This window comes from Bradyrhizobium sp. IC4060 (assembly GCF_020193715.1).
In the GTDB taxonomy this organism is placed as follows: Bacteria; Pseudomonadota; Alphaproteobacteria; order Rhizobiales; family Xanthobacteraceae; genus Bradyrhizobium; species Bradyrhizobium yuanmingense.
In genome coordinates this window covers 12376-36682 of the sequence record NZ_JADYVJ010000009.1, presented here as the reverse complement: position 1 = coordinate 36682, position 24307 = coordinate 12376, and the positions used below count along the sequence as shown (strand labels likewise).

24 protein-coding genes are annotated in these 24307 nt (G+C 66.0%); 12 read left to right on the top strand and 12 right to left on the bottom strand.

Annotated features, from left to right (window positions below):
• Window positions 1-15: 15 nt before the first annotated feature.
• Entirely contained in the window at window positions 16-1767 is a 1752-nt protein-coding gene (locus I6F16_RS25650; protein WP_109145355.1) for an ABC transporter ATP-binding protein/permease, read from the bottom strand.
• 387 nt (window positions 1768-2154) lie between these two features.
• Here I6F16_RS25650 and I6F16_RS25645 point away from each other — a divergent pair, with 387 nt between their 5' ends.
• Entirely contained in the window at window positions 2155-2553 is a 399-nt protein-coding gene (locus I6F16_RS25645) for an META domain-containing protein (protein ID WP_036014293.1), read from the top strand.
• Between the two features lie 125 nt (window positions 2554-2678).
• On the opposite strand, the gene I6F16_RS25640 is transcribed toward I6F16_RS25645, so the two are convergent.
• The 3 genes from I6F16_RS25640 to I6F16_RS25630 all read right to left on the bottom strand — a co-directional run bounded on the left by I6F16_RS25640 (window position 2679) and on the right by I6F16_RS25630 (window position 6128).
• Window positions 2679-3884: a hypothetical protein gene (locus I6F16_RS25640; protein WP_225113354.1), complete on the bottom strand. Its 1206-nt coding sequence runs from the start codon at window positions 3882-3884 to the stop codon at window positions 2679-2681.
• Window positions 3885-4081: 197 nt separating this feature from the next.
• Window positions 4082-5713 carry a chaperonin GroEL gene (gene groL, locus I6F16_RS25635; protein ID WP_036014289.1) on the bottom strand — a complete coding sequence of 544 codons (1632 nt, stop codon included), beginning with the start codon at window positions 5711-5713 and terminating at the stop codon, window positions 4082-4084.
• A 118-nt stretch (window positions 5714-5831) separates the two neighbouring features.
• Window positions 5832-6128, bottom strand: a complete 297-nt coding sequence (locus I6F16_RS25630; protein WP_025033779.1) for a co-chaperone GroES — start codon at window positions 6126-6128, stop codon at window positions 5832-5834.
• Window positions 6129-6442: 314 nt separating this feature from the next.
• Here I6F16_RS25630 and I6F16_RS25625 point away from each other — a divergent pair, with 314 nt between their 5' ends.
• On the top strand, window positions 6443-6964 hold the full coding sequence (locus I6F16_RS25625; protein ID WP_036014287.1) for a hypothetical protein: 522 nt from the start codon (window positions 6443-6445) through the stop codon (window positions 6962-6964).
• 230 nt (window positions 6965-7194) lie between these two features.
• Here the strand turns inward: I6F16_RS25625 and I6F16_RS25620 are convergent, their stop codons facing one another.
• Complete coding sequence (locus I6F16_RS25620) at window positions 7195-7980, bottom strand: protein phosphatase CheZ (RefSeq protein ID WP_225113353.1); 786 nt, start codon at window positions 7978-7980, stop codon at window positions 7195-7197.
• 316 nt (window positions 7981-8296) lie between these two features.
• Between I6F16_RS25620 and I6F16_RS25615 the strand changes: the two genes are divergently transcribed.
• Both I6F16_RS25615 and I6F16_RS25610 read left to right on the top strand, forming a co-directional pair.
• A complete protein-coding gene (locus I6F16_RS25615) occupies window positions 8297-9127 on the top strand; it encodes a L,D-transpeptidase (protein ID WP_225113352.1) in 831 nt (276 codons plus the stop codon).
• Between the two features lie 34 nt (window positions 9128-9161).
• Complete coding sequence (locus tag I6F16_RS25610; protein WP_146207773.1) at window positions 9162-9359, top strand: hypothetical protein; 198 nt, start codon at window positions 9162-9164, stop codon at window positions 9357-9359.
• A 415-nt stretch (window positions 9360-9774) separates the two neighbouring features.
• Here the strand turns inward: I6F16_RS25610 and I6F16_RS25605 are convergent, their stop codons facing one another.
• The 6 genes from I6F16_RS25605 to I6F16_RS25580 all read right to left on the bottom strand — a co-directional run bounded on the left by I6F16_RS25605 (window position 9775) and on the right by I6F16_RS25580 (window position 15880).
• A complete protein-coding gene (locus I6F16_RS25605) occupies window positions 9775-10590 on the bottom strand; it encodes a DUF2076 domain-containing protein (RefSeq protein WP_036014279.1) in 816 nt (271 codons plus the stop codon).
• Between the two features lie 305 nt (window positions 10591-10895).
• Complete coding sequence (locus tag I6F16_RS25600; protein WP_225113351.1) at window positions 10896-11741, bottom strand: ChbG/HpnK family deacetylase; 846 nt, start codon at window positions 11739-11741, stop codon at window positions 10896-10898.
• Window positions 11738-12775, bottom strand: a complete 1038-nt coding sequence (locus I6F16_RS25595) for a glycosyltransferase family 2 protein (protein WP_036014274.1) — start codon at window positions 12773-12775, stop codon at window positions 11738-11740. Before I6F16_RS25595 ends, I6F16_RS25600 begins: the two co-directional genes overlap by 4 nt.
• Window positions 12776-12861: 86 nt before the next feature.
• Window positions 12862-13839, bottom strand: a complete 978-nt coding sequence (gene hisG / locus I6F16_RS25590) for an ATP phosphoribosyltransferase (protein WP_225113350.1) — start codon at window positions 13837-13839, stop codon at window positions 12862-12864.
• A gap of 3 nt (window positions 13840-13842) precedes the next feature.
• The gene (locus I6F16_RS25585) at window positions 13843-14994 is read right to left on the bottom strand and encodes an ATP phosphoribosyltransferase regulatory subunit (RefSeq protein ID WP_225113349.1); all 1152 of its coding nucleotides are present in this window, start codon (window positions 14992-14994) and stop codon (window positions 13843-13845) included.
• 130 nt (window positions 14995-15124) lie between these two features.
• The gene (locus I6F16_RS25580) at window positions 15125-15880 is read right to left on the bottom strand and encodes a 16S rRNA (uracil(1498)-N(3))-methyltransferase (protein WP_225113348.1); all 756 of its coding nucleotides are present in this window, start codon (window positions 15878-15880) and stop codon (window positions 15125-15127) included.
• 210 nt (window positions 15881-16090) lie between these two features.
• On the opposite strand from I6F16_RS25580, the gene I6F16_RS25575 reads away from it, so the two are divergent.
• Window positions 16091-16753, top strand: coding sequence for a hypothetical protein (locus I6F16_RS25575; RefSeq protein WP_225140496.1), 663 nt, complete (start codon window positions 16091-16093; stop codon window positions 16751-16753).
• On the top strand, window positions 16750-17682 hold the full coding sequence (gene ubiA, locus I6F16_RS25570; protein WP_225174105.1) for a 4-hydroxybenzoate octaprenyltransferase: 933 nt from the start codon (window positions 16750-16752) through the stop codon (window positions 17680-17682). The genes I6F16_RS25575 and ubiA overlap by 4 nt, the downstream gene beginning before the upstream one ends.
• Before the next feature lie 109 nt (window positions 17683-17791).
• Here the strand turns inward: ubiA and I6F16_RS25565 are convergent, their stop codons facing one another.
• The gene (locus tag I6F16_RS25565) at window positions 17792-18310 is read right to left on the bottom strand and encodes a DUF6101 family protein (RefSeq protein WP_225113345.1); all 519 of its coding nucleotides are present in this window, start codon (window positions 18308-18310) and stop codon (window positions 17792-17794) included.
• A gap of 264 nt (window positions 18311-18574) precedes the next feature.
• Between I6F16_RS25565 and I6F16_RS25560 the strand changes: the two genes are divergently transcribed.
• The 6 genes from I6F16_RS25560 (at window position 18575) to lpxK (ending at window position 24109) form a co-directional block, all read left to right on the top strand.
• Complete coding sequence (locus I6F16_RS25560) at window positions 18575-19966, top strand: TldD/PmbA family protein (protein ID WP_225174104.1); 1392 nt, start codon at window positions 18575-18577, stop codon at window positions 19964-19966.
• Entirely contained in the window at window positions 19953-20771 is an 819-nt protein-coding gene (locus I6F16_RS25555; protein ID WP_225147342.1) for a 3'(2'),5'-bisphosphate nucleotidase CysQ, read from the top strand. The genes I6F16_RS25560 and I6F16_RS25555 overlap by 14 nt, the downstream gene beginning before the upstream one ends.
• A 61-nt stretch (window positions 20772-20832) precedes the next feature.
• Window positions 20833-21075: a DUF4170 domain-containing protein gene (locus tag I6F16_RS25550; RefSeq protein ID WP_036039955.1), complete on the top strand. Its 243-nt coding sequence runs from the start codon at window positions 20833-20835 to the stop codon at window positions 21073-21075.
• Window positions 21072-21791: a lysophospholipid acyltransferase family protein gene (locus I6F16_RS25545; protein ID WP_036039958.1), complete on the top strand. Its 720-nt coding sequence runs from the start codon at window positions 21072-21074 to the stop codon at window positions 21789-21791. The genes I6F16_RS25550 and I6F16_RS25545 overlap by 4 nt, the downstream gene beginning before the upstream one ends.
• The gene (locus I6F16_RS25540) at window positions 21754-23100 is read left to right on the top strand and encodes a 3-deoxy-D-manno-octulosonic acid transferase (RefSeq protein WP_225174103.1); all 1347 of its coding nucleotides are present in this window, start codon (window positions 21754-21756) and stop codon (window positions 23098-23100) included. Before I6F16_RS25545 ends, I6F16_RS25540 begins: the two co-directional genes overlap by 38 nt.
• A complete protein-coding gene (gene lpxK / locus I6F16_RS25535) occupies window positions 23093-24109 on the top strand; it encodes a tetraacyldisaccharide 4'-kinase (RefSeq protein ID WP_225174102.1) in 1017 nt (338 codons plus the stop codon). The genes I6F16_RS25540 and lpxK overlap by 8 nt, the downstream gene beginning before the upstream one ends.
• Window positions 24110-24307 lie beyond the last annotated feature (198 nt).

Below are 24307 nucleotides of genomic sequence, written 5' to 3'. Positions count from 1 at the left end.
AACCCAGCGCTCGCCTCAGCGCGCGGCGCTCGGCTCCGCCGCAGTCCGCTCGCCGCCGACGACGTGGATCGCACCGTCCTTCACGAGCGCCACCTTGCGGGTGTGGAAGGCATCGAGCGTCGAGCGGTGGCCGATCGAGACGATGGTGGCCTGCGGCAGTCTCTCCGCCAGCAGCCGGTAGAGCCGGGCTTCCGACGGCTCGTCGAGCGAGGCGGTGGCTTCGTCCAGGAACAGATAGTCCGGCGCATGCAGCAGCGCTCGCGCTAGCCCGAGACGCTGCTGCTCGCCGAGCGAGAGCATCCTGTTCCAGTGGCCGTCCTCGTCCAGCCGCTCGGCGAGATCGGGCAGCCCGACCGCGATCAGGGCCTCGCGGACCTGCGCGGCGTCGAACGCGCCCGGCGCTGCCGGATAGACCACGGCATCGCGCAACACACCGACCGAGAAATAGGGCCGCTGCGGCAGCATCATCAGCTTTGCCTTTTCCGGGACCACAACCGTGCCGGTGCCGAACGGCCAGATGCCGGCGATGGCCCGGAACAGCGTGGACTTGCCGGAGCCGGACGGTCCGGTCACCAGTACGCGCTCCGAGGCCTGAATGGTGAAGGCCTTGGCGGCCACCAGCGGCGTGCCGTTGGGCAGGTTCACGCAGAGCTGCTCGAGGTCGATATGGCGGCCGGCGACCTCCAGCGCGATGGCAGGCTCATGTGCCGGCAGATTGACCGCCGAGGCGACCGACATCTCGAAGCCATCGAGACGGGCAACCACCGCACGCCATTCGGCCAGGGATCGGTAGGCGCTCACGAAGAAGGACAGGGCCTTCTGCACGCTGCCGAAGGCGGAGCCGGTCTGCACCATCCCTCCAAGTTGAATCTTACCGGCAAAATAGGCAGGCGCGGTGAGGATGAAGGGGAAGATCACGGCGGCTTGGGAATAGCTCGCCGTGAAAGCAGTCAGACGCTTGGTCCGGCTCATGATCGCGTACCAATTGCCGACGACATAGCCGTAGCGGTGCAGCAGTCGTTCGCGTTCGGCGCCTTCGCCCTTGAGCAGTGCGATCTGTTCGGAGTTCTCGCGCACGCGGACGAGGTTGAAGCGGAAGTCGGCCTCGTAGCGCTGCTGCTCGAAGTTGAGATTGACGAGAGGCGAACCGATCCAGTGCGTGAGCGCGGTGCCGAAGATCGCGTAGACGAGCGCCGCCCACACCAAATAGCCGGGGATGGGAAAGTCGAGGCCGGAGATATGCAGCGGTGCCGCGTTCGACAGCCCCCACAGAATGACCACGAACGAGAGCAGCGTGACGATCGAGGAGAGCAGCCCGATGCCGATATTGAGAGTCTGCTCGACGAAACTCCTGACGTCGTCGGTGATGCGTTGGTCCGGGTTGTCGGCCGCATCGCCCTTGAGCTGCATCCGATAGTGGGTCGCGCTATTCAGCCATTCGCCCAGATAGTGACGCGTCAGCCATTGCCGCCAGCGAATCTGGAGCCACTGATTGAGATAGAGCTGGTAGACGGAAAGCGCGACGCTGGCGCTCGCGAGCAGTGTGAAGACGCCCAGCTCCCAGACGAAGCCGTTCCAGTCGCGCTCCTGGAGATAATTGTAGAAGCGGCTGTACCATTGGTTCACGAGCACATCGATGGCGACCAGCAGCAGTTCGATCACGATCACCGCGCCGAGCAGGCCGCGGCCGGCCCATTTGTCCTCTGATCGGAAATAAGGGATGGCGATTCGCCAGACGATCGCGAGCGTGGCGCGGATGTTGTTCACAGAGCTGGATCTCCTCAGGGGATGTGCACGATGCCCAGAGCCAAATAGCTGAGGCGATGGCGGAAATGGGCGCGCTTAGACGAAAGTCGCAAGTTCTGCAATTTGCGTTGGATTGTCGCAGCCAGCAACCCTAGCATGGTGCCCGCCGGTGCGGGGCAGGGTGCTCCGGGATTTCGCGACCTTGTGAGCGGACGGGAACCGCCGGATGCGCGAGAACTTCGCGCCGCGGCTGCAACTGGCTGCCGATCGCTTTCTCGTTCGGCGTGGTCTTCGAAGGCGCCCCGGGCTTCGCCATGCCGGTGCGCCTGCATCGACCATGCGCGAACCTTCTCAACGCCCCCGCCGTCTCATAGAAGGTGCGGCAAGTCAGGTCGGTCGAGAGGTCTCATGGTTTCGTTCCAGCGATTGGTGTGTGCGGCGGTTGCAATGTTCGCGATGTCCACACTCGCGCGTGCTCAGGAGGGGTTTCCGTTCGGCACCGAGATGACGCTGGAGGCGTTGCCGCAGGCAGGCTCGAAGCGGATTCCCAACATCGAGATCGGCGACAATGGCGAGGTCGTGCTGGAGCTCTGGTGCAAGGGCGGCAAGGGCCAGTTCTCGGTCGCCGGCAACACCGTGATCTTCGTGCCCGGCCAGATCCAGAACCGCAACTGTCCGCCGGCGAGAGCGCAGGCCGACGACGAGCTCGTCGCAGCCCTCGGCAGCGTCGAGACCTGGAAGCGCCAGGGCGACGTGCTGACGCTGATCGGCCCGAAGCCGCTGCGCTTCAGGACGACGGGGAATTAGGCCTCTGTCATTCCCCGCAAAGGCGGGGAATCCAGTACGCCGCAGCCTATCGATTCCATCGCTGCTGTCTCGGAGTACTGGATCGCCCGGTCAAGCCGGGCGATGACAGCGGTGGCTGTCTCAGCCTACTTCCACACCGACTTGTCGGCGTCCCAGCGCTGGCCCTTCAGCTCCTTGACGAGCGCCTCGATCGAGCCGTTGTCGTCGGGCAGATCGCCTTCTTCGTCGAGGCTGGCATCGTCAGACAGATTGAGCCTGGCCCCGCTGCCCTCGTCGGCCGTCGTGGTCGCCGGGCTGCCGATCCAGAGCATGAGCTTGTCCGTGGTGCCCGGCTTGTCGGGCGAGACCAGGCCTGCGACCTCGATCGTGTCGATGAGCTCGAGCGCCGGGAAGTCCTGGTTCGGCCGCTTGAACACCAGCTTGAGCCTGCCGGTGGCCGGGTTGAAGTTTTGCGTGACCGGCTTTGCGGCGAGCGTCCTGCTCAGCACGCTCGCCACCGCCGTTGCAAGCTTGCCCTTGTTGATCTTGTCGCCCTCGCGCCAGTCGGCCGCAGGGAAGCGGATGGTGCGGTCCATCTCGGTCATGCCCGCGGTCCAGCCTGCGGCGGTGACGCCCGGCATTGCCTTGAACTTCGCCAGCAGCGCGCCGGCGCGCTCGGGATCGACCGACATGGTGATGGTCTGCTCGCCCGCGCGCAGCGCGTCGCAGCCGACATTGAGGCTCGCCAGCGTCACCTCGACCTCCTGGCCCTTCAGGCTCTTCAGGAAGTCGGTCGCGGCGTCGAGCTTGACCTTGACCGCGATCGCTTCCGGCGAGACGTCGGTGAAATCCTTCGGCTGCGGCGTGATGCCGTCGTCGGAGGCCTGACTGTCCAGGAATTCCTTTTCGCTGAGATCGGAATTGTCCGGCGAGGTCACTTCGGTCACCGCCTGGCCGACCGCGATCTGGCCGCGGAATTCGAACATGTCGCCGGACTGCTTGCGCGTCAGCTTGACGCTGACCGGCGACTTCTCACTGATGCTCTGCGTCGTTCCGGTCAGCGTCTGGCCGGCGACCTGGAGGTTGACGACGAAGCGGTCCTTGCGGTCGGAGTTCTTCGCGATGGGGTAGCAGACGTCGAGCACCGCCGCGGTCAGCGTCTTGCCCTGGCGCGTCTCCTTCAGGATCACGTCGGCATTGCCGTCCATCAGCCCGTCCATCGCGGTGAAATAGCGCGTCTCGGTTCCCCCCGGCGCGGTCGCCTTCGGCGACAGCTTCATCTGGGCGGAGGCCTGCGGCGGAACGGCGAGCAGGGCCAGAACGGCCGTGGAGCAAACCAGAAGCGCACGCATCGATGACATCCTCGCGCAACGGCCATGATCCGGAAAGCGTGAAGCGGTCTCTAGGATCATGCCCAAACAATCAGAATCGGCGCGCCACCGTAGTGGGTTTTGGCCGCTGGTTGAATCGGAAAGCGAAACGGGCAGGGTCGGCAAAAAAGAAGGCCGCCCGGAGGCGGCCTTCGCAACTCTGTCACGGAACGGAAGGCTTAGAAGCCGCCCATGCCGCCGCCGGGGGGCATCGCGGGCGGAGCTTCCTTCTTCGGCATCTCGGCGACCATGGCTTCGGTAGTCACCAAGAGGCCGGCCACGGAAGAGGCGTCCTGCAGCGCGGTGCGCACCACCTTGGCGGGATCGATGATGCCCTTCTCGACCATGTCGACATAGTCCTCGTTCTGGGCGTCGAAGCCGAAGGTCTCGGACTTGTTCTCCAGGATCTTGCCGACCACGATCGAGCCTTCCACGCCGGCGTTCTCGGAGATCTGGCGGATCGGGGCTTCCAGCGCCTTCAGCACGATGTTGATGCCGGCCTGGACGTCGTCATTGGCGTTGGTGAGACGGCCGACCGCCTTCTTGGCGCGGAGCAGCGCGACGCCGCCGCCCGGGACGATGCCTTCCTGAACCGCGGCGCGGGTGGCGTTGAGCGCGTCCTCGACGCGGTCCTTCTTCTCCTTGACCTCGATCTCAGTGGCGCCGCCGACGCGGATCACCGCGACGCCGCCGGCGAGCTTGGCGAGGCGCTCCTGGAGCTTCTCGCGGTCGTAGTCCGAGGTGGTCTCCTCGATCTGCGCCTTGATCTGGCCGACGCGGGCCTCGATGTCGGGCTTCTTGCCGGCGCCGTTGACGATCGTGGTGTTCTCCTTGTCGATCACCACCTTCTTGGCGCGGCCGAGCATCTTCACCGTGACGTTCTCGAGCTTGATGCCGAGCTCCTCGGAGATCAGCTGGCCGCCGGTCAGGATCGCGATGTCCTCCAGCATGGCCTTGCGGCGGTCACCGAAGCCCGGCGCCTTCACCGCGGCCACCTTCAGGCCGCCACGGAGCCGGTTGACGACCAGGGTGGCCAGCGCCTCGCCCTCGACGTCCTCGGCGATGATGACGAGCGGCTTGCCCGACTGCACCACGGCCTCCAGCACCGGCAGCATGGCCTGCAGGCCCGAGAGCTTCTTCTCGTGCAGGAGGATGTAGGCGTCCTCGAGCTCGGCGGTCATCTTCTCGGCATTGGTGACGAAGTAGGGGCTGAGATAGCCGCGGTCGAACTTCATGCCCTCGACGATATCAACCTCGGTCTCGAGCGACTTGTTCTCCTCGACGGTGATGACGCCCTCGTTGCCGACCTTCTGCATCGCCTGGGCGATCATCTTGCCGATGGCGGCATCGCCGTTGGCCGAGATGGTGCCGACCTGGGCGACCTCGGAGGAGGCGGCGACCGGCTTGGCGCGCTTCTCGATGTCCTTGATGACGGCGGCAACCGCGGTGTCGATGCCGCGCTTGAGATCCATCGGGTTCATGCCGGCGGCGACCGCCTTGGCGCCTTCGCGCACGATGGCCTGGGCCAGCACGGTCGCGGTGGTGGTGCCGTCGCCGGCGAGGTCGTTGGTCTTGGAGGCGACCTCACGCACCATCTGGGCGCCCATGTTCTCGAACTTGTCCTCGAGCTCGATCTCCTTGGCGACCGTGACGCCGTCCTTGGTGATGCGGGGGGCGCCGAAGCTCTTCTCGATGACGACGTTGCGGCCCTTCGGGCCGAGCGTCACCTTGACGGCGTTGGCGAGAACGTCGACGCCGCGCAGCATGCGATCGCGCGCGTCTCCGGAAAACTTGACGTCTTTGGCAGCCATGGTCTGCAATCCCTCGTGTTATGTGATGTGTGTTGTCTTGTGCCGTGCGGCGGAACGATGGATGCCCGGATCGCCTGGATCCGGGCATGACATTCAGCGGCTGTTCAGGCGGACGGCCTTAGGCCAGCACGCCCATGATGTCCGACTCCTTCATGATCAGGAGCTCTTCGTTGTCGATCTTGACCTCGGTGCCCGACCACTTGCCGAACAGCACGCGGTCGCCGACCTTGAGGTCGATCGGGATCAGCTTGCCGGTCTCGTCGCGGCCGCCGGGGCCGACGGCGACGACCTCGCCCTGGGACGGCTTTTCCTTGGCCGTGTCCGGAATGATGATGCCGCCCTTGGTCTTTTCCTCGGCGTCGATACGTTTGACCACGACACGGTCATGCAGCGGACGAAATTTGGATTTAGCCATGACGTTTCCCTTTGGAGGCTCGCTTCGGAAGTAGTGGGGTCGGTGGGGCGGCGCTTCCGTCCGCCCTCGCGTCGAGGATCGAACGGCGCGCTTAGCAATCGGGCTTTCCGAGTGCTAATAGTGGGTCCGGAAATATGGCTTGGCCGCGATCCTGTCAAGCAAAGGTGGTTAAGCGATTGTTGAGGCGGATATAGGATGGTGGCATTGGAAACTCGCTCGGGGCGTCGCCGTAAAGAACGACGTCATTGCTCCGGCAGCGGTTTTGCGCTTGGCTGCGGGAGGGGTGCGGCCATGGTCTTGTTCGGGGGAATGCCATGATCAGTTCGGCTCACGCGCGCACGGTTGCCAATCTGGCGGCCGCCTCTTGTCTGGCGCTGCTGCTGGGCGCCTGCGGCGGCGGCTTCAACCTGCCGTCCCTCACGTCGTCCCCGCCGCCGCCCGAAGCCGAACCTGGCGTCGCTCCGGAAATGCCCGCCAGCATCCGCGCCGACGAGATCGTCGGCCGCTGGGGCCTCGCCTCGTTCCAGAACCCGGCCGATCGCGCCCGCACCGAGAAGATGGCGCGTGAGCAATGCAGGAACCCCTACGTGATCACCGCCGGTTCCTCCGGTGGCGTGATCATGCATCTCGCCGACCAGGCGACGCCGCAGGAGCTGCGGCTGAAGGGCTCGCCGAGCGGCAAGAACTACATCGGGCCGGCCGGCCCGACCCCCGGCGACCAGGACCGCGAAATCGTCTCCTTCGACGGTCGCGTCATGATCACCCGCTTCATCGACAAGGACGCCGGCACCCGCTACGGCAACATGGTCTACGTCCGCTGCGCGCCGAGGGCGTGACGGTCTCTTACCCTCTCCCCTTGTGGGAGAGGGTGGCTCGCCGCGTAGCGGCGAGACGGGTGAGGGGTCTATCTCCTCACGAACGGTCTTGCGAGTCGAGAGAACCCCTCATCCGGCGCTTCGCGCCACCTTCTCCCACAAGGGGAGAAGAAGAGTTCACGATCTGCACCGGCCAAAACAAAAAACGCCGGCCCAAGGCCGGCGTTTTGGTATTCCGATGTCGTCGCCGCTCAGTCGAACAGCGCGTCGATGTCGTCCTGCGAGGCGTGGCCGACGTCGCCGGCGAGCTTGGGGCCGTTGAGGAGCTTCTCCTCCTCGCTGCGGTTGTCGACCTGCGCGGGCACATGGGACTTGATCGCGTCGACGCCTCCCCAGATCTCCATCATCGCGTTGATGTGCTGCTCGATGAACTTCATCGTGCCCATGACCTTGCTGATGCGCTGGCCGGTCAGGTCCTGGAAGTTGCAGGCTTCGAAGATCGAGATGACGCGTTCCTGGATGTCGTCGGCAAGGCGCTTCTGCTGATCGATCGAGTCCACCTTCGACATCGCGCTGGCGGCCTGGTCGATCGATTCCGCGGCTTCGAGGATCTGCTGGGTCGCCTGCTCGGTGCCGCCGACCACCGCGCCGAGCTCGCCGTTGACCTTGGCCATCTCGCCGCCGTCGAAGCTCTTGCCGTGCAGCGTCGCGATCTCGCGCTTGGTGCGGTCGATGGCGTCGTGGATGAGGTCGAGCTCGACCTTCAGCTTCTCGCACTGCTCGATCTGCGCCCGGTAGGTATCGAGCATGGTGCGCGCTTCGGCAAGCTCGTGCGCGGTCGAGGCGTCGATCGCCGCCATGGCAGCGCTGCCGGACAGCGGGGCCGCGACGATGCCCTTCGCCATCTGGGCGCGGATCGCGCGCAGCTCGGCCATGATCTCGCTATGCATCGGGAGTGCCTCTTCAGTTACGTCTACAATGGGCATCTCGCCACCGACGATATCTTCGACGCGAAAACGCTTGCGGTGAACAGCCATCAGGATACTCCCCCCACCTCACTCACGCGTCTTTGTAGGCAGAAGCGATTTAACACGAAGTTCACAGCAGGAACTGCTGATCGGCCGCGCGCGACGCGGCGCAAAGAAGCGATTAACCATCACCGCGCGGCGTTCATCGAAAATAAACGCTGATCGCCAAATTGCAGGCGCGCTCGCGACGTGGTGAATCCAAACGCGCTGTCCGTTTACCAAACAAAACGGCTTTTGCTTTTTATTGACCACGTCGAAGAGCGCGGATCAGCCACCGGCTCTCCACGACGCATGTGATCTAGACGAAACAGTACAGAGTACGTCGATGTTCAAGAAAATGTCTGTCGCGCTGCTCGGCAGCGCTTGCACCTTCATGGCCGGCGCGAACGACGCGGGCGCCTTCGACAACAGCGTGCCGAACGATCCGCCCGCGGTGCTGTACCAGCCGCGCGTGCCGCCGGCGCCGGTGCGCGTGGCGTCCCATTCCAACATGGGCGGCGGCTTCATCGAATTCCTGTTCGGCGATGGCCCCGGCCGCGGCCCGGCCTACGCGCCGGAGCGGCCGGTGTATCAGCAGCAGCCGGGCTATTACGACCAGCGGCGCCTGCCGCCGATGGGCGAGCCGCAGATGCAAGGTGGGTATCAACAAGGCGGATATCAGCAGGGCGCGTCTCTGCAGCAGGAGGCGGTCGATCCGCGGCAGCGTCCGTTCGATCCGAAATTCGAGAAACAACTCGTTGACTATAGCGGCAAGGAAAGTCCCGGCACGATCGTGGTCGATACGCCGAACAAGTTCCTCTATCTCGTCGAGGGCAACGGCCGGGCATTGCGCTACGGCATCGGCGTCGGCCGTCCCGGCTTCACCTGGTCCGGCGTGAAATCGATCACCGCCAAGCGCGAATGGCCGGACTGGACGCCGCCGGCGGAAATGCTCGCGCGCCGGCCCGATCTGCCCAGGCACATGGAAGGCGGCCCGGAAAATCCGCTCGGTGCCCGTGCGATGTATCTGGGATCGACGCTCTATCGCATCCACGGCTCCAACGAGCCCTGGACCATCGGCACCAACGTCTCCTCCGGCTGCATCCGCATGCGCAACGAGGACGTCATCGATCTCTACGGCCGCGTCAATGTCGGCACCAAGGTCGTGGTGATGTGAAGCGTCATGCGCTCGATGGAGCGATCAAGTCCGGGTGCCGCGTCGGCTCGAAATGCGCGGCGTCGAAGGGACGCTGCCGCCGCCAAACGTCCGCCTGAATAGTCCTACGTCCGCTGACGGTGCCTCGACCCGCGACGAGGGACAGCGGCGCGGCGAGGACGAGCTGATGAAGCCGAATGCGGTGCGCGAGCCGAGCGGTTCAGCCGCCGCACCGACAGCTCTGCCTTCCTGAGGCGCTCGTGCAGTCCCTCCAACTCGTACAATTCGGTGATGAGATGGGTCGTGACGTCGCTCAGGGTCGCGATGCGCTGTTGAAGTGAACTCATTCTTAAAACCCCCGACTGTAGCCAAGAGAGGCAGCCACGATGTGTGGCATAAGCAGTGTGTTCTTCCAATTGAACACCCATGTCCAAATTTGGAAATCCGGGAGTCTACGGCGGCGTGTGTCGGAGGACGATTTCGCCCGGCATGGTGAAGTCAGGCGCACCTCGTGACGTTCTGCACGGTGCTGTCCGACAACGCACGCACTAGTCATATTATATCGAATGGCATCATGGTGTGGTGGCAGAGCAGAAGTGCGTTGAGCTCTGCTTGAACAGAAATCGGCCGCCCGGAGGCGGCCGTTCCACATCTGTCGGTCGAATGGCCTACGCGTAATCGCTGCCGCCGTCGTCGTCGCCGCCGAAATCGCTGTTGTCGGCCGTGTCGAAGCTGTCGTCGTGATCGTTGCCGTAGTTCTGGTCGTAGTTGTCGCGCTCGTTCGACGCCTGGTCGAAGAAGCCCTGGCGGGATTCCCGGTTCGAGCCAATGTCATCGAGGCCGGCCTCGCGCGCCAGCGAGCCGCCGGACTGATCGCCGCCGCCCCAAGGACTTCCACCAGCGCTGCGGTCGCCGAGCGCGTTGCTGTCGCCAAAACCCTGCTGGTGCGATCCGCCCATCATGCCGCGGATGCTCGAGAGCAGCAGCGAGCCGCCGACGACGCCGGCCGCGGCTGCCGCCGCCGTGCCGAGGAACGAGCCGCCGCCACCGCCGATCGGCGGAGCGCCCTGACCCGGACCTTGGCCGTAAGCCTGTCCGTAAGGCGGCGCGCCGTAACCCGGCTGGCCTTGCGGCATCGCCTGGCCGGTGTTCCAAGCCGGACGCTGCTCACGCTGCGGCACATTCGGCACCGAGCCGCGGGACGGGCCGCCGCCAAACAATGTGTCGCGCATGGTGTCGAGGAAGCCGCCGGACTGCGCCTGCTCGGGCGCGTGGGCCGCTTCCAGCTCCTGGATGCGGGCATTGGCGCGCTTCAGCGCTTCGTCCTGGACCAGCGTGGTCTGCACCAGCGCGTAGATGGCGCCGGGCGCCTTGCGCAGCCCGTCGGAGATCGCGGCGATCGCATCGGGATCGCGCTGTGCATTCTCCAGCTTAGAAAGCCGGTCAAAAAGGTCGTCGACGAGCTGGCGTTCCTGCGGCGTCATGATCTGTCTCCTTCGCGCCAAACCAAGCGCGAGAGGAGATGTAGGGTTCCATTATGGCCCCAACAGTGCCGGCCGGATTAAATTTCGGTATGCGACAAGCTGCCTCGCCGCTTCGGCAGATTCCTCGCGTCTTCGGCGGTTTCCTTCATCAGAAGTGGGACGTCGTGACCCATGCGGCTAACGGAGCGACCGTCCTCGTGGAAGCCTTCGGCCCGGTAAACGCCGAAAGACGTCTCCGTCAGCGTGAAACGCCAGCCTGGGAGCTCTGGAAAAGGGCGGTCTCGATTGTCCATGAGGACAACATATCACTCCAATGTCACGTTGCTATCCGCCAGCAGGCGCGCGAAGGCATCGCCCGCGAGATAGGCGTGCTCGCGCTCGCGCACGTCGGTCATGGGGTCGAGGCCGGTAAGGACATCATCGACAAAGCCGGGATGGCACATCACGAGGCCGCCATCGGGAAGGCCGTCCAGGAATTGCTGCATCAGCGCGCCGAAATCGGCGGCGCGCGTGAAATCATAGGCGCCGGCGAAGCCGGGGTTGAAGCTGAGGCCGGCGCTGCCGGCGCGGCGGCGGAATTGCGCGCTGAGGATATCGAGCACCATGGCCTTGGGGGAGGCCAGCCGCTGCCGCAGCGGCAGGTCGCGGCCGCCTTGGCGCACCCAGGCGTTCGGCGCGACTTCGCTGACCGCATCGACAAAACCGTCGCGCACCTGCGGGAAGAGCTGCACATGCTGGTGACCGTCGACGAAGTCGGGGGTGCGTCCGAACGCGTCCATGAAGGCGGCCAGCTGTGCCTTCACCTCGTTGCGGATGAATTCACGGTCGAGCCGGCGCATCAGACCGGCGCGCAGCAGCTTGGGAAAGGCGAAGAACATGTCGCCGTCCAAGGGGCGGAAATGCATGGTGAGCGGCCGGAACGGCGCCGACAGCGTCACATGCAGCCCGATCGCGCAGCGCGGGCTTTGCTTTGCCGAAGCCTGCAGCGCCTCGACGTCGCCGCGCGCGATCGCGGGCCCCACCATCATCACCGACGTCGCATTGAGGCGGCCGCGTTCGATCAGGTCGCGGATGGCGCGGTTGACGCCCGGGCTGATGCCGTAATCGTCGGCGCAGAGCCAGATCCGCCGCGGGCTCGCGGCCACGCTCATTCGGCTGCCGTCCTGCTCGCGGCATCATCAGCTTCGGAATGCTTCTCGCTGTGCTCGGCGACGAAGTAGATCGGCCGCGCCTTCAGCTCGGAGAGGATCTTGCCGATATATTCGCCGACGATGCCGATCATGATGAGCTGCACGCCGCCGATCGTCATCAGTCCGATCACGAGCGAAGGATAGCCGGGCACCTGCTTGCCGGTCGTGAACACTTCCCAGAGGATCGAAAGGCCGAACAGGAAGGCGCCTCCTGCGAGAATGACGCCGAGCAGGCTGGCGAAGCGCAAGGGCGCCACTGAAAAGGACGTCAGGCCCTCGATCGACAGGCCAAGCAGGCTCGCGGCGTTGAAGGTGGTGACGCCATGGGCACGCGCTGCGGGCTCGTAGTCGACGCGGATCTGGCGGAAACCGATCCAGCTGGCGAGGCCCTTGAAGAAGCGGTTGCGTTCCGGCAGCTGCCTCAGCGCCGCGACCGCGCGCGGCGACAGCAGGCGGAAATCGCCGGCGTCCTCCGGAATCTTCTGACGGGCGCCCCAATTGATCAGCGCGTAGAAGCCGTGCACCGCGACCCGGCGCAGGAAGGACTCGTTGTCGCGATGCGCCTTGGCGGTATAGACGACGTCATAGCCGTCATCGATCCAGTGCCGCACCAGCTGTTCCACCAGCGCCGGCGGATGCTGGCCGTCGCCGTCCATGAACATCACCGCGCCGAGGCGGGCATGGTCGAGGCCCGCCATCAGCGCGGCCTCCTTGCCGAAATTGCGCGACAGCGACACCACCTGGACGTCGATGGCGTCGGCCGGCAATGACCGCGCGATCGACAGCGTCGCATCCTTGCTGCCGTCGTCGACATAGACGACTTCGCAGGACAGGCGATAGCGCTGCCGCAGGGTCTTGGCGAGCTCGCAGATGCGCTGATGCAGGCCGGCAAGGCCAGCCGCCTCGTTGTAGACGGGGATGACGATCGACAGCCCCTTCGCGGCTGCGCTGGCTGCGGTGGTCGTCATGCCGGATACGTCAGAGCCCAGCGTCATCGATCAAGGTTCCAGAGGTGTTTAGGTCTTCTCAACCGCATATGGTAGCTGCCGTTTGCTGTCGCAAAGCTGAACAAACCTTGGGCTCACCGCCGCAGGAACGCCTCCAGCCTGGCGAACAGCGGGTTCTCGCGGTCGAACACGTAGTCGAGCGACACCACCGAGACGGTCTCGGCGCCATGCTCGCGCAGGAAGCTCGCCAGCGCATAGAGCTGCCCCGGTGGGCAGTGCAGGGTCAGCATGCCTGACGAGGTCGGACCGCCGAACGGGGCCTCCACGCCGAACCGGTTGTGGGCTTCCCCGAGCAGGGCGGTATCGCACTGCCGGAAGCGGGTGCGGACCTCGCGGTATTTGTTGGCCCGCGCCCGCGCTGCGATGTGATCGAGAATGACACGCGCCGTCTCGCGCGCCTGCGGCGACCAGTCGGCCTCCTTGGCGGCCACCAGATTGGCCTGGCTGCGCAGGATCACGCCGTCGTCGAGCACCCGCAGGCCGTTGGCGGCAAGCGTCGCGCCGGTCGTGGTGATGTCGACGATCAGCTCGGCGCTGCCGGCCGCCGGCGCGCCTTCGGTGGCGCCCGCGCTTTCGACGATGCGGTAATCGCTGATGCCGTGCGCCTGGAAGAAGCCGCGGGTGAGGTTGACGAACTTGGTCGCGACCCGCATCCGCATGTGATGCTGCTCGCGGAAGCCTGTGGTGACGTCGTCGAGGTCGGCCATGGTGCGGACGTCGATCCAGGCCTGCGGCACTGCGACGACGACGTCGGCATAGCCGAAGCCGAGCCCGTCGATCAGCGATACGCGCTTGTCGGCATCGGCGATGGTCTCGCGCACGAGATCTTCGCCGGTGACGCCGAGATGGGCGAGGCCGCGGGACAATTGCGAGGCGATCTCGCTGGCCGAGAGATAGGCGACCTCGACATTGTCCAGTCCTGCGATGGTGCCGCGGTAGTCGCGGACGCCGCCGGCCTTCGACAGCTTGAGGCCGGCACGGGCAAAGAAGGCCTCGGTGTTCTCCTGCAGGCGGCCCTTGGAGGGAACGGCCAGAACGAATGGCGCGCTCATGACTTAAGCTCCCACCTTGCGGCCGATCCGGTTCAGCGCGTCCACCCAGACCGAAAAGCCGACCGCGGGGATCGGCTCAGCTGATCCGAGCTGGGTCATCAGCCCGTCGTAGCGGCCGCCGGCGACCAGCGGCTCGGCGCCGTTGCCGCTGTGATGCAGCTCGAACTCGAAGCCGGTGTAGTAGTCGAGTCCGCGCCCGAACGCGGTCGAGAAACGGGTCTGCTTCACGTCGATGCCGCGCGCGGCCATGAAACCGACCCGGCTCTCGAATTGGTCGATCGCAGAGGCGAGATCGAGCTTCGCGTCCGTCGTGAGTGCGCGCAGCTCGGCGATGGCGTCGTCTGGATTGCCCGAAATCGACAGGAAGCGCTTGAGCACGGCGATCGCCTCGCGCGGCAGCGCGCCGCCCTTCAGCGTCGATTGCTCGAGGAAGCGGTCGGCGATCTCGGCCGTGGTGCGGCCGCCGACATTGGTGGTGCCGGCGATCGACATCAGATCGGTGACGAAGGCAAGCGCCGCCTTGCGGTCGGAGCCGGCAAGGGCCGCCAGCACACCCTCATACTCGCTGCGCGTCGCTTTGGTCGCGGCCGCCAGCCGCTCCAGATCCTGCTCCAGGCTGATCTTGCGGTTGAAATCCTTGACCAGGCGGCGGCGCCAGACCGGATAGAGGTTGAGCGCGTCGAGCAGCGCATTGAACAAGGCGACATCGCCGGTGCGGATCTCGACGTCGCGGACGCCGAAGGCGGCCGTCGCCTCCAGCCCCAGCGCCAGCATCTCGGCATCGGCCGCGGCGCGATCCTGACGGGCGAACGATTCGATGCCGGCCTGGAGGAATTCACGGGCCTGGCCGCTGCGGTAGCGGAACACCGGACCGAGATAGCTGAACCCCGCCGGCTGGCCGGCGCGCCCCGAGGCCAGATAGTCGCGCGCGACAGGAATGGTCAGGTCCGGGCGCAGGCAGAGCTCCTCGCCGGAGAGGTCGGTGGTCAGGTACAGGCTCTTGCGGATGTCCTCGCCGGAGAGGTCCAGAAACGGCTCGGCCGGCTGCAGGATGGCGGGCTCGGCCCTGACATAACCGGCCTGCGCAAACGACAAGAGCAGCGTATCCGCCCAGGCGGCGGAGCCGGCAGCATTTGAGGTGGCAGTCGCGGTCATCTCAGGGGTCCATCGTCCCGGCGGAACCGGGCAGGCAAGGGGAGGCGAATTGGCGCAGCCCTTAGCATGGCCCGACAGCGGTTTCGACCTCCAAAGGATCAATCGCTTAACAGGCGGGCAATGCGCAGGATCAGGCGCTTTTGCCGCTCCAATCCCCCAGCACCGCCTGCACCAGCGCCAGGGCGGCGACCGCGGCGGTGTCCGCCCGCATGATGCGGGGGCCGAGCGCCAGCCGCAGGATTTTGGGCTGGCGCAGCAAAAGCGCCCGCTCTTCCTCGGCAAAACCGCCCTCGGGGCCGATCAGCACGTCGATGCCGTGTCCGATCCCGCGCGCGCCTTGCAGGCTCTGAATGGGATCCTGGATCTCCGCCGCCTCGTCGCAGAAGATCAGCAACCGGTCGGCGGGCCGCTGGCTCAGGAAGCGCTCCAGCGGCACCGGCTCGGCCACGCTGGCGATGCTGAGGATGCCGCATTGCTCGGCCGCCTCGACCACATTGGCGCGCATCCGCTCGGTGTTGACCCGGGATGCCTGGGTGAACCGGGTCAGGACCGGCTGCAGCGCGGCGGCGCCCATCTCGATGGCCTTCTGCACCGTGTAGTCCAGCCGGGCATGCTTGAGCGGGGCGAAGACATAGGTGAGGTCGGCGAGCCGATCCTGGGGCCGGGTCTGCTGCAGGATCACGAGGCCGTCCGGCCGCTTGCGGCCCTCGATGGCGGCCTGCCACTCGCCATCCCTGCCGTTGAAGGCCAGGACCTCGGCCCCGGCCGCCAGCCGCAGCACATTGCCGAGATAATTGCTCTGGTCGCGGTCGAGCGGCACCCTGGCGTCCTGGACCAGGGGGGCATCGACGAACAGGCGGGGGGCGCGAAAATCGTGGACAGGCATCGCTTTGGGGTCCGATTACCGGCCGTTCTTAACTGAAAGGCGCCATTTCGGGGGTAAATATTGCCGAACTGGTGCGTCCCAGCGCCGCGCTCTCGCCCTATTCCACGGGTTGTTAAGCGCCGGCGGGAATCGTAAAAACGCGAACACGCTGGTCGCGCTTCAATTAGGAAGCCCTGAGCCCCGTAAGCTCCTGCCGGAGAGACTGTCTTGATGATCCGCCATTTGATGGTTCCGATCACTGCCGCCATGGTGGCCATGGGTGCTGCGGGCGCGACTGCGCAAAGCGCGTTCCCGGCGCCGCTGCCCAACCAGCCTGCCGCCAATTCCCCATTTCCTCCGGTTAACGGTTCGGCACCCGCTGCTTCGCTCGGTGCGGCGCCGCAATCGTCCTTTCCCGTGAACGGTGCTGCCCCGATCGGTGGCGCCGGCGCCTTCAGCGCGGCTCCCCCGACGCAGGCCGGTCCCGGCGAGGACTGCATGAAGGCATTCATTCCGCTGCGCGAGGAAGCCGAGAAGCGCGGCAAGCTGATCAAGGCCGCGAGCGATCGTCGCGCGCAACCGGACGAGGCCTGCAAGCTGATCCGCAATTTCAGCCAGGCTGAAGTCAAGATGATCAAGTACATCGAGACCAATGCCGCCAAATGCGGAATCCCGCCCCAGATCGGTGCGCAGTTGAAGGAAGGTCACAAGAACACCGAGGCCATGGCGACGAAGGTCTGCAACGTCGCGCAACAGATGCAGAACCAGCCGCGCGGTCCGGCCGGTCCGTCGCTGAGCGAGGTGCTGGGCTCTGGCTCCGCGCCCGAGGCCAATGCCGGCAGGAAGGGTGGCAGCACCTTCGATACGCTCAACGGCAACGTCCTGACCCGATGAGCGATACATCCGCCCGCGTTGCCGATTCCACCGGCAACTGGGTCGATACGCTCGCGCCGCATTGGGCGCGGCCTTACCTGCGCCTGTCCCGCTTCGATCGCCCGATCGGCTCCTGGCTTCTCCTGATGCCATGCTGGTGGTCGGCGGCGCTGGCCGCCGGCATGGCGCATGACGTTCGCGGCCTGCCGCTCACCATCGTGCTGTTCTTCATCGGCGCTTTCGTCATGCGCGGGGCCGGCTGCACCTGGAACGACATCACCGATCGCGACCTCGACGGCAAGGTCGAGCGCACGCGCTCGCGGCCGCTGCCGTCGGGGCAGGTGACCACCAGGCAGGCGCTGGTCTTCATGGTCGCGCAGGCGCTGGTCGGTCTTGCGGTGCTGCTGCAGTTCAACCGCTTCGCGATTGCAACGGGCATCGCCTCACTCCTGATCGTCGCGATCTATCCCTTCATGAAGCGCATCACCTGGTGGCCGCAGATCGTGCTCGGGCTCGCCTTCTCCTGGGGCGCGTTGATGGGGTTTGCCGTCACCTTCGGCCGCATCGACGCCACCGCGCTCGTGCTCTATGCCGGCGCGATCTCCTGGGTGATCGGCTATGACACCATCTACGCGCATCAGGACACTGAGGACGACGCGTTGATCGGCATCAAGTCGACCGCGCGCCTGTTCGGCGCGCATACGCGCCAGGCGCTGGTCCTGTTCTACGGGCTCGCGGTGATGCTGATCGGCGTCGCGCTGGCATCCGGCGAAGCGCGCTGGCCGGCCTGGCTTGGGCTTGCCGCCTTCGCCGCGCATCTGGTGTGGCAGATCGTGCGGCTGCGCATCAACGATCCCGAGCTGTGCCTGCGCCTGTTCAAGTCGAACAAGCATGCGGGCCTGTTGCTGTTTGCGGGATTGCTCGCGGACGCGATGATGCGAGCGGCGTGACGCGAAAATGCGTAGGGTGGATTAGCGAAGCGTAATCCACCAACTTCTATCCGCGCGAAAAGCAAAGAGGTGGGTTACGCCCTTCGGGCTAACCCACCCTACGGCACCGTCAATTCCTCGCGATGATCTCGCGCTCGCCCTGATGAACCGGCAGCTCGCGCGCCATTGCGGTGCGCCGGCGCATCAAGAATTTCGGACGGCGGGCGCGGATCGCATTGGCGCGGCGGCGGCGCGGTGCGGGTTTGCGCGCGCCTTCGTCGAGCTGCGGCAGCGCAAAGATCTCGCTCCAGATCGCCCAGGCCTGCGCGATCTCGTCCGCGTCCGCGCTGATCAGTAGCGGGATGGACAGCGAAGGATCGCGATGCACGAGGACGAGCGTCTGCGTCTCGTCATTGCCGCGGAGCGCAACGCCGGTGAAGTCGGCGACGCGCACGTTGATCGCCATCTGCATGCCGCGCACGGCACGGCGCAGCACGACACGCTCGCGATGAAGCTCGATCTGCCTGACATGCCCGTCGGCGCGCGGATCATGCGCATCGAAGCGGACCGGAAGGGAAAGAGGGTCGAGCCGCAAGGAGCGGCTCGACCCGGCGGGGTGGGCCCCGCATGTTGCTGTTTGACGCCTCACGGCTTTGTTCTCCCCGCCAGGATTATGTTCCCGGTCGATGCGAGGACCTTAGCGCCGGGCGGTCCGAAACCGCTTAAAAAGGCTGGTTAACCCACCGTCACTCGCTCCTCATGATTGACAAGACCTTGGCGTGCATGATTGACGAGACGTTGCGCCGACGTCGCGAATCTGAGCTTTTGGCGGGCTGAAAATGCTTGAAGTCCGCGCTATCAGGGCACATCTGTGGGTTCCGGTCCCGAACCCCGCCCCAACAGGATTTCGTTCGTGAACTCTTCACCAAGCCCGACGCTTTCGCCTTCCGCCAATCGCGACCTGTTCGATCAGTCCGCGCTCTCCGATCTCGCGCAGCGGCTGGTCGAGGCGGCCAAGCGCGCCGGCGCGGATGCGGCCGACGCGGTCGCGGTGCGCGGCGTCTCGCAGGGCGTCGAGGTCCGCGACGGACGCGTCGAGGAATCCGAGCGGTCCGAGGGTGACGATGTCGGTCTGCGCGTGCTGGTCGGTCAGCGTCAGGCGGTGGTCTCCACCAACGACGTCAGCGGCGATGCCGTCACCAAGCTCGCCGAGCGTGCGGTTGCGATGGCGCGCGTCGCGCCCGACGACAAATATGTCGGCCTTGCCGATCCCGCGCTGCTCGCGCGCGACTTTCCCGATCTCGACCTGCTCGATCCCGCCGTGCCCACCCCGACCGAGCTCGAGCGCCGCGCGCTCGCGGCCGAAGCTGCCGCGCTCGGCGTCAAGGGCGTGACCAAGTCCGGCGGCGCCTCGGCCTCATCCGGCATCGGCGGCATGGTGCTCGTCACCTCGACCGGCTTCCACGGCTCCTATCTGCGCTCCAGCCAGGGCATCTCCGCCACCGCCATATCGGGCGAAGGCACCGGCATGGAGCGCGACTACGACTTCACCTCGGCGCCGCATGGCGCCGATCTGCTGTCGCCGGAGGTCGTCGGCCGCTCCGCCGGCGAGCGCACCGTGGCGCGCTACAATCCGCGCAAGGTCGAGACCTGCAAGGTCCCGGTGGTGTTCGATCCGCGCGTCGCCGGCTCCCTGGTCGGCCATCTCGTCGGCGCCATCAACGGCGCCTCGATCGCGCGCAAGACCAGCTTCCTGAAGGACAAGCTCGGCCAGCAGCTGTTTGCGAAGAACATCCGCATCATCGACGATCCCCTGCGCAAGCGCGGGCTGCGCTCGCAGACCTTCGATGCCGAAGGCGTCGCAGTGAAGCGGACCGCGCTGGTCGACGACGGCGTGTTGACGACTTGGCTGCTCGACTGTGCCACCGCGCGCGAGCTCGGCCTCACCACCACCGGTCACGCCCATCGCGGCGTGTCCTCCTCGCCTTCGCCGGGGCCGTACAATCTGCATCTTGAGCCCGGCTCTGCAACGCCGGCCGAGCTGATCGCCGACATCAAGCAGGGCTTCTACGTCACCGACCTGATCGGCTCCGGCGTCAACGGCGTCACCGGCGATTACAGCCGCGGCGCCTCCGGCTTCTGGATCGAGAACGGCGAGATCACCTATCCCGTCAGCGAGGTGACGATCGCCGGCCATCTGTTCGAGATCTTCAGGTCGATGCAGCCTGCGAACAATCTCGAATTCCGCTACGGCATCAATGCGCCGACGGTGCGCATCGAGGGTTTGACGCTTGGCGGACGCTGACGCGCATTCTCTCGACCACACCCTCCTGACCCGCGACGCGGCGCTGCTGAAGGACACGGTGCGGGAGGCGGGCGCGCTGGCGCAGTCGATGTTCCGCACCGAGCTGAGGAAGTGGACCAAGGGCGCGTCCTCGCCGGTGTCGGAGGCCGACATCGCCGTCAACGATCTGCTCGAATCGCGCCTGCGTGCCGCGACGCCCGATTATGGCTGGCTGTCCGAGGAGAGCGCCGACGATGCGGCGCGGCTGTCGCGGCGGCTGACCTGGATCGTCGATCCCATCGACGGCACGCGCAATTATCTCGGCGGCCATGACGAATGGTGCGTCAGCGTCGCACTGGTGGCGGACGCTTCGCCGGTGCTCGCCGCCGTATTCGCCCCGGCCAGCGACGAATTCTTCTTCGCGGTGCGCGGCAAGGGCACGACGCTCAACGACAAGCCGGTGCGCGCGACAGGCGGATCCGAACTCGACTTCGCCCGCGTCGCCGGCCCGAAGCCGCTGGTCGAGCGGCTGAAGCCGTCACTCGGCGAGATCAAGCTGCACCGGCGGATCGGCTCGCTGGCGCTGCGGCTGTGCCGGGTCGCCGATGGCGCGCTGGATGCGGCATTTGCGGGCGGCAACAGCCATGATTGGGATCTTGCGGCGGCCGATTTGATCGTGCAGGAAGCGGATGGTAGGATGAGCGACCTCTCCGGAGAACCCATCCTCTATAACCGCCGGGAAGTGGCGCACGGGGTGCTGGTGGCAGCGGGACGCGAACGTCATGCGGGCATTGTCGCGCATTTTCGCAACCGTCCGATAGCCTAAGGCGCATTCGTGGTGCTTCTCGAACACTGCTTTGCCGGGCAGCCCCTTAGGAACAGAACTCATGCCAGATAGCGCCCCGCAACAACTGCTCCACCTCGTCATCGGCGGCGAGCTCGTCGATCTCGAGCACAACACCTTCAAGAATCTGGACGAGGTCGACATCGTCGGCCTGTATCCGAACTATGCCAGCGCCCACGCCGCCTGGCGGGCCAAGGCGCAGAGCACGGTCGACAACGCGCAGATGCGCTACTTCATCGTCCACCTGCATCGGCTGCTCGATCCGAATCAAGAACCGGCGCGTTGAAGAAACTGCTTCGCAATACGCTGCGAAGCAGCTGGTTTCAGCGTGCCGTCGGGGTCCTGGCGGCCGAATATCTGCGTCTGGTCTGGCGGACCAACACCTTCACCTTCGATCCGCCCGACGTCTACGAGCGCGTCGAGCCGCAGCTCCCTGCGATCTTCGCGTTCTGGCACGGCCAGCATTTCCTGACGCCCTTCATCAAGAACCAGAACAAGGCCTCCTATCGGGCCAAGGTGCTGATCTCCCGGCACCGCGACGGCGAGTTCAATGCCATCGCCGCCGAGCGGCTCGGGATCGGCACCATCCGCGGTTCCGGCGACCATGGCGGCGCGTTCCACCGCAAAGGTGGCGTCGGCGCCTTCAAGGAAATGGTGCGGACGCTCCAGGCCGGTTGTAATGTCGCGTTGACCGCCGATGTCCCCAAGCGCTCGCGCGTGGTCGGGCTCGGCATTATCATGCTGGCACGGGAATCGGGACGGCCGATCATGCCTTTCGCGATGGCGACCAGCCGCTTCGTCCGGCTCAAGAACTGGGATCGCACCACCATCAATTTGCCATTCGGGCGGGGCGCTTTGGTCGGCATCAAGGAAATCCACGTTCCCGCAGATGCCGACGCCGCCATGATGGAGACGTTGCGGCAGGAGCTGGAAGACACGTTGAACGAGGCGACCCGTCGCGCCTATGCGCAGCTCGGCCGTCCGGGACCGGAAGATGCCTAAGTCGCTGCCCATTGCGCTGCCGATCACGCTGCGGATGTATCGGCGCCTGGCCGCCGGCCTGGTGCCACTCGCGCCTGCGCTGATCAAGCGGCGGCTGAAGCAGGGCAAGGAGGATCCCGCCCGCGTCGGCGAGCGGCGCGGCCTGTCCGCCGACGTGCGGCCGCACGGCCCGTTGGTCTGGATTCATGGTGCCAGCGTCGGCGAGGTCCTGGCGGCGGCCGCCCTGATCGAGCGCCTGCGCGATCTCAATCTGCGCATCCTGCTCACCTCGGGCACGGTCACCTCGGCCGCGGTCGTCGCAAAACGCTTTCCCCCCGACGTCATCCATCAATACGTGCCGTATGACTCGCCGCGCTACGTCGCGCGCTTCCTCGATCATTGGAAGCCGTCGCTGGCGCTGTTCATTGAATCCGATTTGTGGCCGAACCTGATCCTCGCCGGCGCGGCGCGCCGGGTGCCGATGGTGCTGATCAACGGGCGGATGTCGCCGCGTTCCTTCCCGCGCTGGCGCCGCATGCACGGCACCATCTCGGCGCTGCTGTCGCGGTTCGACATCTGTCTTGCGCAGTCGAAGAAAGATGCCGAGCGCTTTGCCGCGCTCGGCGGCCGCGACGTCGCGACGACGGGCAATCTCAAGCTCGACGTGCCCGCGCCGCCGGCCGACCCCGCCAAGCTCGAACGGCTGATGGCGATGACGCGCGGGCGTCCGATCATCGTCGCGGCCTCGACCCATCCGGGCGAGGACGAGATGCTGGTCGCGGCGCATCGCAGCCTGGTCGGCTTCTTCCCGCAGCTTCTCACCGTGATCGTGCCGCGGCACCCGGATCGCGGCTCATCGATCGCAGGCCTCGTCACGACGTCGGGCCTGAAGCCCAGCTTGCGCTCGCGCGAGGAGCTGCCGACCGCGACGACCGACGTCTATGTCGCCGACACCATGGGCGAGCTCGGCCTGTTCTATCGGCTCTCGGGAATCGTGTTCATGGGCGGATCGCTGATCCACCATGGCGGGCAGAACCCGATCGAGGCGATCAAGCTGGGCGCCGCGATCGTCCACGGTCCGCACGTGTTCAACTTCGCCGACGTCTATGAAGCGCTCGATACCAGCGGCGGGGCGCAGCAAGCCGACACGCAGGAGGCGCTCGTCAAGCAGCTCGGCCAGTTGCTGGCCGATCCCACCATGCGCGACAAGATGCAGCGCGCAGGCACGGGCGTGGTCGAGCAGCTTGGGGGTGCGCTCGATCGCACCATGACCGCGCTCGAGCCGTATCTGCTGCAGTTGCGGATCGAGATGGGGGCCGCCAATGCGTGAGCCGGCCTTTTGGTACCGGCCACGCTCCCTTCAATCGTACGCGCTATGGCCGCTCGGTGCGCTTTACGGCGCGATCACTGCACGGCGCATGCTGCGCCAGGGCGTGGACGCCGGCATCCCCGTGATCTGTGTCGGCAACTACCATGTCGGCGGTGCCGGCAAGACGCCGACGGTGCTGGTGTTGACCAAGCTCTTGCGCGAGCTCGGCGAGACGCCGGTCGTGCTCAGCCGCGGCTATGGCGGGCGCCTGAAGGGGCCGGTGATGGTCGACCGCGAGCGTCACGATGCGGCCGACGTCGGCGACGAACCCATGATGATGGCGCGCGACGTCCCGGTCGTGGTCGCGCGCGACCGCCTCGACGGCGTCGCGCTCGCAAAGTCGCAAGGCGCCACCGTGATCCTGATGGATGACGGCTTCCAGAATCCGCGCCTGTTCAAGGACGCCTCGCTGATCGTGATCGACGGCGAGCGCGGCCTTGGCAACGGCGCGGTGTTTCCCGCAGGGCCCCTGCGCGCACCGCTCGCGGTGCAGCTCGCGCGCACCGATGCGCTGGTGCTGATCGGCGACGGCAATGCCGCCAACGATGTCGCGGCGGAGATCGCGAAGCGGAACAAGCCCGAGCTGCGTGCGCGCCTGATGCCGGATGCGGCCTCGCTCGCGCAGCTGCTCGGCAAGCGGGTGTTCGCCTTCGCCGGCATCGGCGATCCCGAGCGTTTCTTCCGTACCCTGCGTGCGAGCGGGATCGACGTCGTTCGCACGCGCGCCTTCGCCGACCACCACATGTTTTCGGAAGGCGAGATCGCAGCGCTCGCAGCGGAGGCGCAGCGCGAGCAGCTCACGCTGGTGACCACGGAAAAGGATCTTGCACGCTTGCGCGGCCGCGCAGGCGTGCCTGACGGCATCGTGCCGTTCGCCGTTCAGCTCGAGTTCGATGACCTGGCGAAGCTGCGGCAATTGATCAGCGATCATCTATACAGAGCGCGCGAGCGAAGGTTCAGTGCGCGCTGATCTCGCAACGTGAGGCAACGTCTCTGCCCTGGTCGCGAAACGTGTCGTATTCGCCGCCGGGAAGCTGATCTGCGGATCCAAAGTGCAGCCGCCGCCGTCGGACGACGCGGCGGCTGTACTCATGTCGAAGTCGGAATCATGTCTGCAACGAGCCATGCTCACCACGCGCCGGCGGCCATCAATCCGATGATGGTGAGG

Coding starts and splice junctions, on each gene's coding strand:
- I6F16_RS25630 (WP_025033779.1), bottom strand. CDS start 6,128: ATGGCTAAATCCAAATTTCGTCCGCTGCATGACCGTGTCGTGGTCAAA.
- hisG (WP_225113350.1), bottom strand. CDS start 13,839: ATGAGCGCGCCATTCGTTCTGGCCGTTCCCTCCAAGGGCCGCCTGCAG.
- I6F16_RS25645 (WP_036014293.1), top strand. CDS start 2,155: ATGGTTTCGTTCCAGCGATTGGTGTGTGCGGCGGTTGCAATGTTCGCG.
- I6F16_RS25605 (WP_036014279.1), bottom strand. CDS start 10,590: ATGACGCCGCAGGAACGCCAGCTCGTCGACGACCTTTTTGACCGGCTT.
- I6F16_RS25620 (WP_225113353.1), bottom strand. CDS start 7,980: ATGGCTGTTCACCGCAAGCGTTTTCGCGTCGAAGATATCGTCGGTGGC.
- I6F16_RS25625 (WP_036014287.1), top strand. CDS start 6,443: ATGATCAGTTCGGCTCACGCGCGCACGGTTGCCAATCTGGCGGCCGCC.
- I6F16_RS25640 (WP_225113354.1), bottom strand. CDS start 3,884: ATGCGTGCGCTTCTGGTTTGCTCCACGGCCGTTCTGGCCCTGCTCGCC.
- I6F16_RS25580 (WP_225113348.1), bottom strand. CDS start 15,880: ATGCCTGTCCACGATTTTCGCGCCCCCCGCCTGTTCGTCGATGCCCCC.
- I6F16_RS25540 (WP_225174103.1), top strand. CDS start 21,754: ATGCGCAGCTCGGCCGTCCGGGACCGGAAGATGCCTAAGTCGCTGCCC.
- I6F16_RS25575 (WP_225140496.1), top strand. CDS start 16,091: ATGATCCGCCATTTGATGGTTCCGATCACTGCCGCCATGGTGGCCATG.
- lpxK (WP_225174102.1), top strand. CDS start 23,093: ATGCGTGAGCCGGCCTTTTGGTACCGGCCACGCTCCCTTCAATCGTAC.
- ubiA (WP_225174105.1), top strand. CDS start 16,750: ATGAGCGATACATCCGCCCGCGTTGCCGATTCCACCGGCAACTGGGTC.
- I6F16_RS25615 (WP_225113352.1), top strand. CDS start 8,297: ATGTTCAAGAAAATGTCTGTCGCGCTGCTCGGCAGCGCTTGCACCTTC.
- I6F16_RS25595 (WP_036014274.1), bottom strand. CDS start 12,775: ATGACGCTGGGCTCTGACGTATCCGGCATGACGACCACCGCAGCCAGC.
- I6F16_RS25600 (WP_225113351.1), bottom strand. CDS start 11,741: ATGAGCGTGGCCGCGAGCCCGCGGCGGATCTGGCTCTGCGCCGACGAT.
- I6F16_RS25550 (WP_036039955.1), top strand. CDS start 20,833: ATGCCAGATAGCGCCCCGCAACAACTGCTCCACCTCGTCATCGGCGGC.
- I6F16_RS25585 (WP_225113349.1), bottom strand. CDS start 14,994: ATGACCGCGACTGCCACCTCAAATGCTGCCGGCTCCGCCGCCTGGGCG.
- groL (WP_036014289.1), bottom strand. CDS start 5,713: ATGGCTGCCAAAGACGTCAAGTTTTCCGGAGACGCGCGCGATCGCATG.